We start from the raw sequence: 16050 nt of genomic DNA, 5'->3' as shown, positions 1-16050 counted from the left end.
AGTGCCTTCGGGCCACGTTTAGTTTGGAGCTAACGTCAATGAAAAAATGGGCTACTCTATTGGCTGGTAGTGCATGTGCGCTTTCAATGTTATCTGCACCATCTTTTGCAAAAGATAACAAAGAATTGGTATTCATGAACTGGGGGCCTTACATCAACAGTGAGATTCTAGAACAGTTCACTGATGAAACTGGTATCAAGGTAATTTACTCGACTTACGAGTCGAATGAAACTTTGTACGCAAAGCTAAAAACACACAATAAAGGTTACGACCTTGTGGTTCCTTCAACCTACTTCGTGTCTAAAATGCGCGACGAAGGCATGCTTCAAAAGATCGACAAAACCAAGCTAAACAATTTTGCGAATCTAGATACAAACTATCTAGATAAGCCATATGATCCGAACAACGACTACTCTATTCCACACGTAGTCGCGATCACAGGTCTTGCTGTTAACACAGACATGTACGACCCAGAAGACTTCCAAAGCTGGGCTGACCTATGGAAACCTGAGCTTGAAGGTCAGCTGATGATGATGGACGACACGCGTGAAGTGTTCCACATCGCACTGCGCAAGTTAGGTTATTCAGGTAATACAACCAACGAGAAAGAGATCGACGAAGCTTACGCTGAGCTGCAAAAGCTAATGCCAAACGTTCTCGTCTTTAACTCAGACAACCCAGGCGCACCGTACATGGCAGGTGAAGTAGGTCTTGGTATGCTTTGGAACGGTTCTGCGGCTGCAGCGCAAAATGAAGGTTTGCCAATGAAACTGATTTTCCCTAAAGAAGGCGGCATCGGTTGGGTTGATAACTTTGCAATTAGTTCTGGCGCGGTAAACGTAGAAGCGGCTCATAAGATGATCGACTTCCTACTTCGCCCTGAAATCGCAGAGCAAATCTCTCGTGACACTGGCTACCTAACGGCAGTTAAAGCGTCTAATGATAAGTTCAAAGACAGCCCTGCTCTTTTTCCATCGCAAGAAGACCTTGACCGTGTTGAATGGCAAGCAGCGGTTGGCAACAAGACCGTGAAGTACGAAGATTACTTCATGAAGCTTAAGGCGGGTCAGTAAGCGAGTGTGTTATCCAGTAGGCAGCAAGCAATTGATTTACTTAACAAGTCTATCTATATAATCAACAAGTTAAAAATAATAATATCAATGAATAGGCAGCTTAGGCTGCCTATTTTGTTATATCGCTGATATAATCTAGCGCGATTTTTAAAAATCCTTTTACTTTGGGTTCACTACCCAGCTCCAAATCAAACAAATGAACGGAACAGTAATGAAAAAGACACTGTATACCGGCGCATTGTGTGCTGCTACTTTACTTTCTACGCCCTCTTTCGCAGCTGACCAAGAACTGTATTTTTACAACTGGTCTGAATATATTCCAAATGAAGTACTAAAAGACTTCACCGAAGAAACTGGCATTAAAGTCTATTACTCAACCTATGAGTCTAACGAAAGCATGTACGCTAAGTTAAAAACTCAAGGTACAGGTTATGACCTAGTGGTTCCTTCGACTTACTTCGTTTCTAAGATGCGTAAAGAAGGCATGCTTCAAGAGCTTGATAAAACCAAGCTAAGCCACTTTGCAGATTTGGACCCAAATTACTTAGATAAGCCATTTGACCCAAGCAACAACTACTCGATCCCATATATTTGGGGCGCAACAGGTATTGGCATTAACTCAGATATGCTAGATAAGTCTTCAGTTAAAGGCTGGGGTGATCTTTGGGATACGCAGTGGGAAGGTCAATTGATGATGATGGATGACTCTCGTGAGGTTTTCCACATTGCCCTGTCTAAGCTAGGTTACTCTCCAAACACGACTAACCCTGAAGAAATCAAAGAAGCGTACGAAGAACTGCGTAAGCTAATGCCAAACGTATTGGTATTCAACTCAGATTTCCCTGCGAACCCTTTCTTAGCGGGTGAAGTATCTCTTGGTATGCTTTGGAATGGCTCTGCTTACATGGCGCGTCAAGAAGGCGCAACAATTGACATTATTTGGCCAGAGAAAGGCGCTATTTTCTGGATGGACAGCCTAGCGATTCCAGCAGGCGCTAAGAACACTGAAGCGGCACATAAAATGATCGACTTCCTTCTTCGTCCTGAAAACGCAGCTAAAATTGCTCTAGAGATCGGCTACCCGACGCCAGTTAAAACGGCTTACCCTCTTCTTCCTAAAGAATTTGCTGAAGATAAGAGTATTTTCCCACCACAATCAGTGATGGATAACGGCGTTTGGCAAGATGAAGTTGGCGAAGCGAGCGTCATTTATGACGAGTACTTCCAAAAACTTAAAGTAAACAACTAGATTTTTACCGATAGGTTAATAAAGCGGCGTAAGCCGCTTTATTTTTATCTACACTTTATAGAAGATTAAAAGGAAGCAATACGGAGTATTATTTGTTATGCCAACAAACCCTATTCTACTCATTGTGATTTTAACGCTTCTAACGTCACTCCTTTTGTTTGGGCTGAACTCACTTATTCAAGTTGATTCTAATTACGATCTGTTCTTTGAAACGAATACGTTCGTCATTACGACATATATCTGCTTTGTTGCTCGCCGTTCTATTCGCCGAAATAGAACACTTATGCTCGGCTCACTGCTACTTATCTTTAATTTATTTTATGATGTATCGAGTGAAGTCCAATATCTCGATGAATGGGCTGACCGAAATGAGCTAATTGATACCTTTCTCGAAGATGGCTTACTTCAAATTGCTTTTCTGTTAATCGCCATCGGTATCACTAAATTAAATACCCACTTAAAAGACCAAAGTAAGAAAGATGAGCTTACAGGACTATATAATCGTAAAAAGTTCGATGCGATTAAGCTTGAAGAATTTGAGCTGATTTATTTCGACTTAGATGGGTTAAAGCAAGTGAATGATCACCAAGGGCACCAAGTCGGTGATCTAATGATTGTTCGTTTTTCTCAAGCACTAAATCAGGTAGTACTTGAAGATGAAATGGTGTTTCGTGTTGGCGGCGATGAGTTTGTAGCAACCATTCAACTTGGCCGCGGTGGGGAGTTTATTAAACAAGTTACCAACTTACTCCTTGATGAAGACATATCATTTTCATACGGTATCGAAGTTGCCCAACGAGAAAATTTTAAACAAGCATTGATTGAATCTGATAAAGCTATGTATGTCATGAAAAAGCCCAGCGCTCTGACACAGACGAGTTTTAAGTGTTTTGTATGGATATACACAAACAAAACGACAACTTACTTGTTTACCCTAAATGGTTCCTAGTAGACGCTGCTCGGGTAGAGCTGGCATAACAACGACCAGCCTCAGCCTGTCGTCGTTTTATACCTTAATTAAGCCGTTAAAGATCCTGGCTCCGTGCTCAGCAGTTCACCAACCAGTTTAGGTACTTCGATACTTGCTTTGCCGTAACGCTTCTCTTCAAACTCACTTTCAACTGCACTTGGTTCGAGGTTTATTTCGATAGTATGTGCGCCATGCATTTTAGCGTCATGTACAAAACCGGCCGCTGGATAAACCACACCTGATGTACCGATTGAGATAAACAAGTCTGCGTCTTCTAACGCTGAATATATGTCGCCCATTCTTAGAGGCATTTCGCCAAACCAAACAATGTGTGGACGCATTTGCGCGGGAATCTGGCAACAATGACAAAGCTCACCAGTGTCGATGTCATCTTTATGTTCGATAACCTGATTAGACTCGCTACAGCGTGCTTTTAGTAGCTCACCATGCATGTGAATGATATTGCTGCTACCGCCTCTCTCATGCAGATTATCGATATTTTGAGTAATGATCGTGACTTTGCCATCGAGTTTGTCTTCAAGCTCACCTAGCGCCTTATGGGCTGAATTTGGTTGAATGCTGTCACTTTGCAATCCGGAACGACGTTTGTTGTAAAAAGCTTGTACTAAGTCAGGATCTTTTTCAAAGCCTTCAGGTGTCGCGACATCTTCGATTTTATGGTTTTCCCATAGCCCGTCTTGTGCTCGGAATGTTTGAATCCCTGACTCCGCTGAAATACCTGCGCCAGTAAGAATTACGATATTTCGATATGGGAAATGCATATAACGTCCTTTTCAATATGTCACTTTGTAACAGCTTAGCACTGATCAAATTTCAACAATAGTTTTAGGAATTAGACCATAGTCTTAGCCAACTGAATTCATTGGTTATTTGTGACATAACTCGATTGGCTATCGCTTGGCTTTCTTACCGAAGCTTTCGATGTGTTTTCAACTGACACAAAAAAGCGGCCAAAGCCGCTTATTATTCACTGTTTTCTTAATTTATATTTACTTGAATAGCTTACAACTCAACGCTGCAACTAGCGTTAGTCTTCATTGATAGAAGAGATTTTATGAATTGAAAGGTCCGCACCGTTGAACTCCTCTTCTTCACTCAAACGTAAGCCAGTTAGTCTGCTCAGCACGCCATAAACAATCAAAGCGCCAGTCAGAGCAACAGCTATACCAGCTAACGTACCGACAACCTGAGAAGCAAAACTCACCCCCCCTAGCCCCCAGAATACTTGCTGACCGAAGATGCCAGCTGCGATGCCACCCCAAGCGCCACACACGCCGTGTAGAGGCCACACACCCAATACATCGTCAATCTGTGTTTTGTTTTGCATGAACGTGAACAAGTAAACAAACAAAGCGCCTGCAACGCCGCCCGTCACCAAAGCGCCTAGTGGGTGCATCAAGTCTGAACCAGCGCAAATCGCGACTAAACCAGCCAAAGGCCCATTATGGATAAAGCCTGGGTCATTTTTTCCTGCCACAAGCGCCGCAAGAATACCGCCGACCATTGCCATTAATGAGTTCATCGCAACTAGGCCGCTGATGCCATTAATAGCCTGAGCAGACATCACATTGAAGCTAAACCAACCCACACATAAGATCCACGAACCCAGAGCTAAGAATGGAATGTTCGACGGTGCGAAGTTGGTGTGTTTGCCAGCGCGGATACGGCCTTTGCGCATGCCTAGGAAGTAAACTGCGACCAATGCAATCCAACCGCCAACGCCGTGAACAACAACAGAGCCCGCGAAGTCGTGGAATCCGTAACCAAATTGGCCTTCTAGCCACGCCTGGAAGCCAAAGTTACCGTTCCAAATGATGCCTTCAAAAAATGGGTAGATGCAACCAACGGTAAACAGTGTCGCAATCAAAATGGGATAGAAACGTGCACGCTCTGCGATACCGCCAGAAACAATCGCAGGGATAGCCGCTGCAAAGGTCATTAGAAAGAAGAACTTAACCAGTTCGTATCCATTACCTTGTGATAGCGTTTCAGCATCGGTAAAAAAGTGCGCGCCATAAGCGACCCAGTAGCCGATAAAGAAGTAAGCAATAGCGGAGACACCAAAATCCGAGAGAATCTTAACCAGCGCATTGACTTGGTTCTTCTTTCGAACAGTACCGACTTCGAGAAAGGCGAAGCCAGCGTGCATCAAGAAGACCATGATGGCACCGAGTAATAGGAATAAAGTATCTGAACTTTGGGTAAGGGTTTGTACTGCACTATGAACTTGAGTCACCGTTTCACTCATTAAAGCATTCTCCTTCGCTTTATCTGATTTGCACTGATATCGTGCGATTCAATGATGTAATTAATTAAAGACTCAACAGTGAACGCAAGATGTGTTCCAACTGCGTGGCGTAATTTTCGTGCAATAGAATTGACTTTTAAGTTGTTGATTAAAAATAAATAAATTTCCCGCTGCACGTTCTTGGCTCTTAGAGGGCGAAAAAGCCACATGAACGATTGCACCAACAGAGGGAGTTGCACCATATTGAAGCGGTCAATGGGGCGAATTTTATTCAGAGTTGAGTGACTCAGGGCTGCTTGTAGTTATCTAGGTGTTTAAACACAAAAAGCCCAGTGAAATGAATCACTGGGCTTTATAAATGACTATTGCTCTGGACAAGTCGTTATCGCGCTAGTTCGAAGCTTAACTCTTCCATTCGCTTGCTAGTTAGAGCTAGAGGTTCGGTCCTGTTGAAGGGTTTTGAGGTAGGTTTTGACTTAAACGCTGCATACCTTGATACATGCGGATAAACCAAACCACAATTGCGATACCACCGAATAACATACCTACATATGGAATGTAGTAAGCGATGTAATCGATAATATGGTTTTGATACCAGTAATCATTCACACCGATCAACACACCATTAGAGGTCGCTACCGTTACGATAAGCACCACAAAGAACGTTAAGTTCAAGAAGAACGAGCGAATCAAGCCGTAGTAATGGGTATCCACGACTTCACCGTCTTCACCTTTATCTAAACGATAGCCCGCGTAGACAATCGCAATCACGCCAGAGATCAGACAAGTAAACGGTGTGAAGCAGCTAAGGATGTAAGCAACCCAAATACCTTTATGAGGTTTGTTCATTTTTATTCACCCTTTCACTTTTCTCTGTTACTGCGTTCGCGCTTTGTTCAACGCCGTTTTTCTCTTGTTCCATCACTTCTTTGTACCAAAGGTCATGGTGTTCTTTTGCCCAGGTTTCGTCTACTTCTCCAGTTACCATACCTTCTAGCGCGCCTTCCATACCGAACAGGCCGATGTAGATGTGGAACACGAAACCACAAATAAGGATCAGAGCCGCCAACATGTGAACAAGGTTTGAAAGCTCCATATCACGTCGAGTTTGACCAAAAATTGGGAAGTCCAAAACCAAGCCACTGATCGCAGCGACACTACCCATAACAATCAATAGCCAGAATAGCGCTTTCTCACCCGCGTTAGAAAACTCTGCAGATGGATGAGAACCTTTATGTTTCCCGACCATACCACCCAGTTTTATGAACCACTGGATATCGACCATTTTGAAAATCGATTTGCGCCACCATTTGATCAGTACGCACATCAATAACACATAGAAGATCGGGCCGATGTAGTTGTGGTATTGCTTGGCCAATAGAACGATGAAGCCCCAAAGGTCCGTTGGAATGTACGGCTTCAAGAAGTGCTTACCGTAAACCAACATCAAACCACTGAACGCCAGTGTTAAAAAGGTAAACGCCATACTCCAGTGCAAAGCACGGTCAAGTCGAGACCAACGTTTGATCTTACGGCCTGTTCTTGGTGCGCTCAGCATTAGTGGGCCAATCACAACGTACATTAGAGTAACGAAAGCAATACTGCCAAAGATAGCAACAGCGCCGGCTGGCGACATCCACTTCTCTTTCAGTATGTACCATGTTTGCCCAGGGGCACTGATTAACACACCGTGCTCAGCAGATTGAGATGTGGTGTAGCCTTCCTCACCGTTTCTTACTTGTCGCCAAAAATCGGCGCCAGCAAGTTGTGTGATTTCTCTTTCTGCACTATTCGATTGAGTTTGTGATGAGTTCGTCTCAGATGCATGACTCATAGGAGAAAGCACTGTTAGTGCTGCCAACATTGGCAGCACTACAAGGAAGAGACGCTTAAACATTGTAAGCATATGTCTCTCCTAACTAGCTCTTCATCGCATCGTAAGAAAGGTCGTTGCCGTCTGTCCAACCGGCACCTTTCGCACCGCGCTCTACAACACGCTGACGGAAGATATCAGAGACTTGATCAGCATCACCAGCAAGTAGCGCTTTTGTCGAACAAAGCGAAGCACACATTGGTAGCTTTCCTTCAGCAATACGGTTCGCACCGTATTTTTGACGCTCTTCAACAGAACCTGGTTCTGTTTCAGGGCCGCCAGCGCAGAAGGTACACTTGTCCATCTTACCGCGCTCACCAAAGGCTTCCTGTTTAGGAAATTGAGGTGCGCCAAACGGACAAGCAAACAAGCAGTAACCACAACCGATACAAAGATCTTTATTGTGAAGTACAATGCCGTCTTCGGTATGTTCAAAACAGTCTGCAGGACAAACTGCCATACAAGGCGCATCAGTACAGTGCATACACGCTACTGATATTGAGTTTTCACCCGGTTCACCGTCGTTCAGTGTCACAACGCGGCGACGTTGAATACCCCATTCCAGGGCATCATCGTTTTCATTCTTACATGCAGTGACACAGCCGTTACATTCGATACAACGTTTGGTGTCACAAAGAAATTTCATTCTAGCCATTTTAAGACTCCTTACGCTTTACGAATATTACAAAGGGTTACTTTCGTTTCCTGCATCAACGTGACAGGGTCGTAACCATATGTGGTTGCTGTGTTAGCAGCTTCACCAATAACGTAAGGATCAGTGCCTTCTGGGTATTTAGAACGCAAATCTTCGCCTTGGAACTTACCACCGAAGTGGAATGGGATGAACGCCAGACCCGGTTTCACACGACGTGTGACCATCGCTTTCACCTTAATACGACCTTTTTCTGCGCCCTCGACCCAAACATCGTCACCGTCTTTGAAGCCGATGTCGTTTGCGTCTTTTGGGTTTACTTCAACAAACATCTCTTGTTGCAGTTCTGCTAACCAAGGGTTAGAACGAGTTTCGTCACCACCACCTTCGTATTCAACCAGACGACCAGAAGTCAGGATAATCGGGTATTCACCAGACTTGTCTTGGTCTTGAATTGACTTGTACAACGTAGGAACACGGAAAATTGCTTCTTTGTCATCCCACGTTGGGTAATCAGCGACTAGGTCGCGACGTGGTGTGTAAAGTGGCTCACGGTGTAGTGGCACTCTATCTGGGAATGTCCAAACAATCGCACGCGCTTTTGCATTACCAAACGGAATACAACCGTGCTTGATAGCCACACGTTGAATACCACCAGAAACGTCAGTCTTCCAGTTTTTACCTTCAGCCGAGGCTTTTTCTTCTGCTGTTAGGTCGTCCCACCAACCCAGTTGTTTCAGTAGTTTGTCACTGAACTCAGGGTAGCCATCTTTGATTTCGCTGCCTTTTGAGTAGCTGTCTTCAGCTAACAGGCTTTGACCTTCAAATTCGACACCGAAACGAGTACGGAAGTTACCGCCGCCCTCTGCAACAGGCTTAGACGTATCGTAAAGGATATGTGTGCCGGGGTGTTTCATCTCTGGGTTGCCCCAACATGGCCAAGGCAGACCGTAAGTTTCGCCATTCGCTGGGCCGCCTTCTGCAGCAAGCGTGGTTTTGTGAAACGTGTGCCAGTTTTGTTGGTGCTCTTTCAAACGCTCTGGGCTTTGACCTGTGTAGCCGATCGTCCACATACCTTTGTTGAATTCACGAGTGATGTCTTCAATCAATGGTTGGTTGTTCTCAACACGGATGTTTTTGAACAGCTGATCAGAGAAACCAAGCTTCTTAGAAAGAAGGTACATGATTTCGTGGTCAGGCTTGGATTCGAACAGAGGATTAACAACCTTGTCACGCCACTGAAGCGAACGGTTTGATGCCGTTACACTGCCGTAGGTTTCAAACTGAGTAGTAGCTGGAAGCAGGTAAACGCCGTCAGTACGATCGTTCATTACCGCTGCGACTGTTGGGTATGGGTCAACGATAACCATCATATCCAGCTTCTGCATCGCCTTCTTCATCTCTGGACCACGAGTCTGAGAGTTCACTGCGTGACCCCAGTAGAACATGGCACGGATGTTTTCGCGTTGACGAATCTTGTCTTTGTCTTCGAGTACGCCATCAACCCAACGAGAGACAGGAATACCTGCACTGTTCATTGGTTTTTGACCGCCGTATGTGTTGTCGTCGAAACGTCCTTTAATCCAGTCAAAGTCTACGTCCCAAACTTTCGACCAGTGGCGCCATGAGCCTTCAGACAAGCCGTAGTAACCTGGAAGCGTGTCTGATAGTACGCCAAGGTCAGTTGCGCCTTGTACGTTATCGTGACCACGGAAGATGTTTGCACCACCACCTGACTTACCGATGTTACCTAGTGCAAGCTCAAGTACACAGTAAGCACGAGTGTTGTTGTTACCCGTAGTATGTTGAGTACCACCCATACACCAAACGATACAACCCGGACGGTTTTCAGAAAGTAGTTTTGCAGTGTGGTAAACGTCTTCTTCGCTTACACCAGTAACGCGCTCAACTTCAGCTGGGCTCCACTTCGCGACTTCTTCACGGATCTCGTCCATGCCGAATACACGTTGGCGAATGAACTCTTTGTCTTCCCATTGGTTTCCAAATACATGCCATAAGATGCCCCAAATGAAGGCAACATCTGAACCTGGGCGAAGAGAAACATAGTGATCAGATTTCGCAGCAGTACGCGTACGACGAGGATCCGCAACCACGATCTTACAGTTGTTCTTTTCTTTCGCGATCAGGATGTGTTGCATCGCAACTGGGTGAGCTTCTGCAGGGTTCGAGCCAATGAACAGCATTGATTTACAGTTGTGCATGTCATTGAACGAGTTTGTCATTGCACCGTAACCCCAAGTGTTCGCAACACCGGCTACTGTGGTTGAGTGACAAATACGCGCTTGGTGGTCAACGTTGTTCGTTCCCCAAAGCGACGCCATCTTACGGAATGCGTAAGCTTGCTCGTTACTGTGTTTTGCACTGCCTAGGAAGTAAACCGAATCAGGGCCAGACTCTTTGCGAAGTTCTAGCGCCTTGTTGCCGATTTCTTCAATCGCTTGTTCCCAAGAAAGCTTCTTCCACTTACCGCCTTCCAATTTCATTGGGTACTTAAGACGACGTTCACCGTGGCCATGTTCGCGCAGTGCAGCACCTTTTGCACAATGTCCACCAGCGTTGAATGGGTGATCGAAAGCAGGCTCTTGACCCGTCCATACGCCATTTTGAACTTCAGCGTAAATACCACAACCCACAGAACAGTGAGAACAGATCGTACGTTTCACTTCTGTTTTCGCTTCAGGGTCGACTGATTTAGCCTGTGCTTTCTTCATCATGCCCGGAGCGAATAGACTTGCGCCTACCACTGCGCCACCAGCAGCCAATGAAGTATTTTTCATGAAGGCGCGACGAGACACACCTAACTGATTGGTTTCTTTGCTCACACTATCGGAGCGTTTGACAAGTTTCATCCGTTATCTCCTAAAGTGTGTCGTAGTAATCGCGAATGTGTTGCGTTTCACGATAGCCCGTCTTCTTCATGTCTTCTTTCGGCATTTCAACCGTTTCTGACGCAGTTGCCACCTTCGTTGTACCAGCGACAACGGCACCAGCAACGGCTGCAGTCGTTAAACCTTTGAGTAAGTCTCTACGGCTTGTATCTATTTCTTTATTATCTTTCATCATTGCTTCCTTACCTTGCGGTAGATCTTTTTGGAGGCTTCATGCCCCTCTATCGATATAATCGCGTACTGCTCGATTACTCGTAATCAGTGACGTTTTTCACATCAATCTTTAATTTATGCTTACTGCTTTTTGTATTAACGCTAAAACGAACCTGTTCCAACGTTAAGAATGCTTCACACAGCTGAGCTGCCGATTTGTAGAAGTTCGCGCTCTCTGCACTTTCAAGCTGACGTGTAAAAGAGTTAAACCATGGACCAAGATGCTTATTGAAAACGGCTTGTTGAAGCGCTTCTTCTTCATCGGTTAGCATCGCCATTACTTCACAAAGAGCCGCGATATGATCTTCAGGCTCTTTAACCTGCTCATCACGCTCAATGCCAAGCAATTCAAGATCGTGACGGATCTCAGCTAATGGTTTTTCCATCATCGATCCTGTTCTATGCCAAGATCCAAATGGAACAATCTCCCCACGACCAATGCCAATGAAAAGATTCTGATATTCATCTTGTAGTGCTTCGCGGTTTGATTCGGTTGCCGCTTGTTGAATCGCAATCCAAGCCTTTTGCATCGCACTCTCAGACGCTTCAATGTCTAGCGTCTTTAGGAAATCAATCAGCTCTTCAGAAGGTGCGCTACGAAACAATGCAGAAAGAACCAAATAGATTTCAGTTCTTAGTGTCTGTTCTTGATCTAAATTAGTTTCCAATGCCAACTCCTAGTATTTCAATTGATTCAATGGGTCTTGAGCCATTGAGTCGAACATGTCCACTACACGACAGTCTTCACACATCGCAATACGATTAATTGCTGTCTCGTCTGAGAAATGAGAGTGACCGCGTAACTTATCCTGTAACATGTCAATCATAGACTGTGGTGCGAATGGCTTATGACAACGTAAACATTCCGCTGCTTTCTCTTCATGAATCACAACCGCTTGTTGACGTTCTTCTTTCACCCAATTCATACGTGGAGTCAGAGTGAGAACATTCTCAGGACATGCTTTTTCACACAGACCACATTGAATACAGTCTTGTTCAACAAATTTAAGGGATGGAGATGCGCCATCGGTATGCAGAGCACGTGTCGGACACACAGCCACACAACTCATACACAAAGTACAATCTTTGCTTTCACACGAAACCGTGCCATAGGGTGCATTCGAAGGAAGCTCAACAATGTTCTCAACTGGAATACGAGACGAAGACATTGCATCAAGTGCTGTAAACAGGCGTTGACGCTTATTGCCTTGAAGATCACCAAGTGCAAGATCGAATGAATCCACACACAATGTCGGAGGACCTTCACGTAGCGACTCTAGATAAAGGATATCGATGGTTTCTTTTGGAATACCGATTTGGTCTAGCAGTTCTTGAGCAATCCCGACTTCGCTATTCAGAACACGAATGATGGTTTCTGGCATAAAACGAGAAGCAGCAAACAGAACTTGAGTTGCGCCGTTAACCAAAGCTGCAAACCACGTATCAATACCAATAGATGGCAGTTCTTCCACCACAATCGGAATCACGTTATCTGGCAGTGCCTTTAACGCCATCACATTGTAGGTTTCATGACGAGAGCTACAGATAAGCACGATAGGATCCAGGCCGCCCGCTTGCTCATAGTTCGCTAGCGTACGTTCAATGAATTTTTGGGTATCGTCAGGATTTGGAAGCGCATAGGTAATCGCTTCTGTAGGACAGCTTGTTGCACAAGTTCCGACGCCTTGACATAGATAAGGGTTAATCTCGATCTTGTGACCCGTCTTATCCGAGCCTTCACTTGATAGTGCACCAGCAGGACAAGCGTCAACACAACGCTCACAGCCTTTAACGCCACGTGAACTGTGCGCACATAGGTCTGTGTCTAAACGGAAGAATTTAGGCTTATCAAATGTGCCCATTAGCGTTGGAATCTCTTCCAGTGCTTCAGCCAGTTTTGGATAGCCACGGCCTACTGGGTAATAACCCGGTACAGGCACTTCTTCTGTCATGCAGCTATTCAGACATAGGTCTAGAACAACATCGAAACAATCGTGATTAATCGCGACTTTCGCTAGGTTGCTTGATGTGCCTTTACTTTCGATCACAACTTCAAACGTGCCAAGGAAACCGGATACTTGAACCGAATTCGCGAAGTACAATTCTGGGTTTGTGCCCTTTTCACCATCTGTCGACAATAAAGTTAGGCTAGTTAGCTGAGGTAATTGCGCAGCCGCACTTTCGATGATCGTAGTTGGACCAATAATGAGTGTATTTCCCCCGCTCTCATAACTGACTGTCGGTGGAATTAGGTTTGTTAATTCGACTGTATTTTCAAATGCATACAGTCTTGCTTTAGCGTTATTTGAAGTTGCTTGTTCTAATAATTGTTTAAGCATTGCTCAGTTCCATCTTTGGACATGGATAATCTGTTCAACCTTCATTGTAGTTAGCGTTAGAGAACTTGCTGAGTAATCAGTTAACAGCTAATTGTTTCGTTAGCTATTCATTATCCATTCAACCTTACTCAAGCTATCTACAAAAAAGTCGATAATGAACGATATTTAGCAAGTGCCATGCCAAATTAATAATTCATTATTTTCAATGAATTAGTGTGATTCTGAGTCTCTTTAGATAATAAAAAAGCCGCTTGGGACATTTTGTCGCAAGCGGCTCATTGAGTGTTTAGTCAAAATGTACCTATTCTTTGTGTGGTATATTTTGTCTCACTTCTTTTAAGTATCTTCGTTAGTCACAGTATCATTATTGCTGGTTACTGTATTTTTATACAGTTCTTTTTGTTCCCCCGCAATTTCGTCACTTTCACTGAGTTCTGATTCGGTCACTTCGGCTTCGTTAATAGAGTCATCAACCTCATCAATCAAAATTTCTTCTTCATTATCAGCAACTTGATCTGATTCGTTTACTGTGTCTTCTTCTGTCTTGTCTTTTACCCAATCGCGAAGCGTTTCTGCAACACCTTCAGAGAGAGTCTTCAAATTGCTGTAATCGTCGTCGTAATCGTCCAAGCCATCACGCACGTTAAACTCCTCTGAGAGGAATAATTTACGTAATGCGGTTTTTTTTACGCTTTCTGAGGCTTCTGACACCAATAATTGAGCAACAGACAAATCTTCAGTCGATTCTGATGCCGTATCTTGGGAGTCGACAGCATGAGCTTCTTCATCGCTTTCTAAAGCATCACTTTCTAAAGCATCACTTTCTAAAGCATCACTTTCTAAAGGCTGAGGTGCTTCTGCGGCAGCAGCAGGTGAAAGATCAGTAGATAGAATCTCAGAAGATACAGAATCTGAGGAGGTAAGTTCTATTTCTTCCAGTGTTTGTTCTGCTTCAAAAGGCTCGTCAGTGGATTCATCAAGTTTTCGTTGAGACCAACGGCTAAAGAAATTAGTTGCCATTTGATCTACCCACCCCTTTACGTTTCTTGCGTCTTACTTCTAATAACTCGCCATGACGGCCGATGAATGCTTCCATCCAAGCTTGTACGGGCAGAGGCATGTCGTAAGACAGCACTTGGTTGTCTCCGTCCATGTACTGCCCTGCTACGGTTTGTGATGCTGTAAGTAACTGAATTACGGGCTTAACACCAGAATCAACATTATCCATTACTAAGAAAAGCTTAGGTTGCTGAGAGCTTAGGTTGAAACGATAGTCTGTACGCTCGTCTTTATGTAATTGGAGTAAACACACATCTTGGGCATCGTCTTCTGGCGACAGTTCAAACCCAGTTAATTCCCATTGAGTCGTGACCCAGATACCTGTTTTGACCTCTTTCTCTATTCTTTGGACGCCGATAGGCCAAGTTGTTTCTGTTTTTTCATATTGTTCTTTGTATTTTTTTATCTCAGACATACTTCACCCAATTGATTTTCTTTGGTCTGAATGCACGTAGGACATTTTGTACCGAGCGCAATCATATACCCCCTACATAGCAATAAACACGCCAATACACGATAACTTTGACTATCCTACATAATGCCTTTCAATAGTCAGTTAACCCTATAACGTTAGCCGATACTCGTAAGTTCAGACAGCTCCCCCGACGAACTCTCTTATTTTGCGCTATTTTCATCAAATGCTTCATGTTTTTTGGAATCCCCGTTATTTTGGAATGAGAATTGCTAAATGCTTGAGTTAAAGTGAAACTAAAACTGAACAAATTACAGCGAACAAATGTATTCTACAGAGTCATAGGATGGCTCTTGTTGACTTCTTATCTCATAACATCGCTGTCTCATTAAGTAGGACATGACTGTGGTAAAACCAAACATAATAAAAACCAGTGAAAACCCACTTCAGACAATCGAAGTTGAAGTGTTTGATGAATATGGCGAAAAGTTAACCAAACAAATCGCTTGCGAGCGCCCTCTCACGGTCATGTTGAACTGGAAAGAGATAGTCACGCTGATGACACTCGGCTCACGTCCTGAAGCGTTAGTGTTAGGTTATTTGAAGAACCAAAGCTTCCTTTCTGACCCTGAAGCGGTTGAATCTATCATCATCGATTGGGAAACCAGCTCTGCAGCGGTTATCACCAAAGAAGATACGAGCCAACTTGAGCAAGCGCTTAAGAAGAAGACAGTAACCTCTGGCTGCGGTCAAGGCACCATGTATGGCAACGTAATGAAGCAGTTGGAAGATTACCAAGTGCCTCAAAACAAGATTAAGCAATCTGAAATCTACACAGCGCTTGAAGCGTTGACTCATTACAACGATACCTACAAGAAAGCAGGCGCGGTGCACGGTTGTGCGGTTTGCAAAGACGACAAGGTTCTATCGTTTGTTGAAGATGTTGGCCGGCACAATGCTGTTGATACATTGGCTGGTGAGATGTGGCTTAACAAAGCGTCAGGTGAAGATAAGATCTTCTATACCACAGGT

At 44.3% G+C, this 16050-nt stretch carries 14 protein-coding genes and 1 pseudogene; 4 read left to right on the top strand and 11 right to left on the bottom strand.

From position 1 onward, the window contains the following. The first annotated feature begins 38 nt into the window (after window positions 1-38). The 3 genes from WR49_RS13025 (at window position 39) to WR49_RS13015 (ending at window position 3271) form a co-directional block, all read left to right on the top strand. Window positions 39-1073 carry an extracellular solute-binding protein gene (locus WR49_RS13025; protein WP_046224303.1) on the top strand — a complete coding sequence of 345 codons (1035 nt, stop codon included), beginning with the start codon at window positions 39-41 and terminating at the stop codon, window positions 1071-1073. 211 nt (window positions 1074-1284) lie between these two features. Further along, entirely contained in the window at window positions 1285-2322 is a 1038-nt protein-coding gene (locus WR49_RS13020) for an extracellular solute-binding protein (RefSeq protein ID WP_017057262.1), read from the top strand. 97 nt (window positions 2323-2419) lie between these two features. Continuing rightward, a complete protein-coding gene (locus tag WR49_RS13015; protein WP_082082778.1) occupies window positions 2420-3271 on the top strand; it encodes a GGDEF domain-containing protein in 852 nt (283 codons plus the stop codon). Between the two features lie 68 nt (window positions 3272-3339). On the opposite strand, the gene cobB is transcribed toward WR49_RS13015, so the two are convergent. From cobB to WR49_RS12955, 11 genes and pseudogenes are all read right to left on the bottom strand, one after another. Continuing rightward, entirely contained in the window at window positions 3340-4074 is a 735-nt protein-coding gene (cobB, locus tag WR49_RS13010) for a Sir2 family NAD+-dependent deacetylase (RefSeq protein WP_017057264.1), read from the bottom strand. 266 nt (window positions 4075-4340) lie between these two features. After that, the gene (locus WR49_RS13005; RefSeq protein ID WP_046224302.1) at window positions 4341-5561 is read right to left on the bottom strand and encodes an ammonium transporter; all 1221 of its coding nucleotides are present in this window, start codon (window positions 5559-5561) and stop codon (window positions 4341-4343) included. Between the two features lie 432 nt (window positions 5562-5993). Next, window positions 5994-6410, bottom strand: a complete 417-nt coding sequence (locus tag WR49_RS12995) for a hypothetical protein (RefSeq protein WP_046224300.1) — start codon at window positions 6408-6410, stop codon at window positions 5994-5996. Continuing rightward, a complete protein-coding gene (locus tag WR49_RS12990; RefSeq protein WP_046224299.1) occupies window positions 6394-7467 on the bottom strand; it encodes a formate dehydrogenase subunit gamma in 1074 nt (357 codons plus the stop codon). Before WR49_RS12990 ends, WR49_RS12995 begins: the two co-directional genes overlap by 17 nt. 13 nt (window positions 7468-7480) lie before the next feature. Next, complete coding sequence (gene fdh3B / locus WR49_RS12985; RefSeq protein WP_046224298.1) at window positions 7481-8089, bottom strand: formate dehydrogenase FDH3 subunit beta; 609 nt, start codon at window positions 8087-8089, stop codon at window positions 7481-7483. Window positions 8090-8100: 11 nt separating this feature from the next. Then, entirely contained in the window at window positions 8101-10956 is a 2856-nt protein-coding gene (locus WR49_RS12980; RefSeq protein WP_046224297.1) for a formate dehydrogenase subunit alpha, read from the bottom strand. A gap of 10 nt (window positions 10957-10966) precedes the next feature. Beyond that, window positions 10967-11167 carry a twin-arginine translocation signal domain-containing protein gene (locus tag WR49_RS12975; RefSeq protein ID WP_046224296.1) on the bottom strand — a complete coding sequence of 67 codons (201 nt, stop codon included), beginning with the start codon at window positions 11165-11167 and terminating at the stop codon, window positions 10967-10969. A gap of 76 nt (window positions 11168-11243) precedes the next feature. Beyond that, a complete protein-coding gene (locus WR49_RS12970) occupies window positions 11244-11876 on the bottom strand; it encodes a TorD/DmsD family molecular chaperone (RefSeq protein ID WP_046224295.1) in 633 nt (210 codons plus the stop codon). 9 nt (window positions 11877-11885) lie between these two features. Then, window positions 11886-13547, bottom strand: a complete 1662-nt coding sequence (locus tag WR49_RS12965; protein WP_046224294.1) for a 4Fe-4S dicluster domain-containing protein — start codon at window positions 13545-13547, stop codon at window positions 11886-11888. Between the two features lie 301 nt (window positions 13548-13848). After that, a pseudogene (locus WR49_RS12960) lies at window positions 13849-14567 on the bottom strand (DUF3306 domain-containing protein). Beyond that, complete coding sequence (locus WR49_RS12955; RefSeq protein ID WP_046224293.1) at window positions 14557-15021, bottom strand: DUF3305 domain-containing protein; 465 nt, start codon at window positions 15019-15021, stop codon at window positions 14557-14559. The pseudogene WR49_RS12960 and the gene WR49_RS12955 overlap by 11 nt, the downstream one beginning before the upstream one ends. A 402-nt stretch (window positions 15022-15423) precedes the next feature. Between WR49_RS12955 and WR49_RS12950 the strand changes: the two genes are divergently transcribed. Beyond that, the coding region (locus tag WR49_RS12950; RefSeq protein WP_046224349.1) for a formate dehydrogenase accessory sulfurtransferase FdhD at window positions 15424-16050 on the top strand (627 nt) is incomplete at its 3' end.

The organism is Vibrio sp. ECSMB14106 (assembly GCF_000972265.1).
In the GTDB taxonomy this organism is placed as follows: domain Bacteria; phylum Pseudomonadota; class Gammaproteobacteria; order Enterobacterales; family Vibrionaceae; genus Vibrio; species Vibrio kanaloae.
Note: the sequence above shows the minus strand (reverse complement) of the source record. Positions and strands in the feature narration are given on the sequence as shown.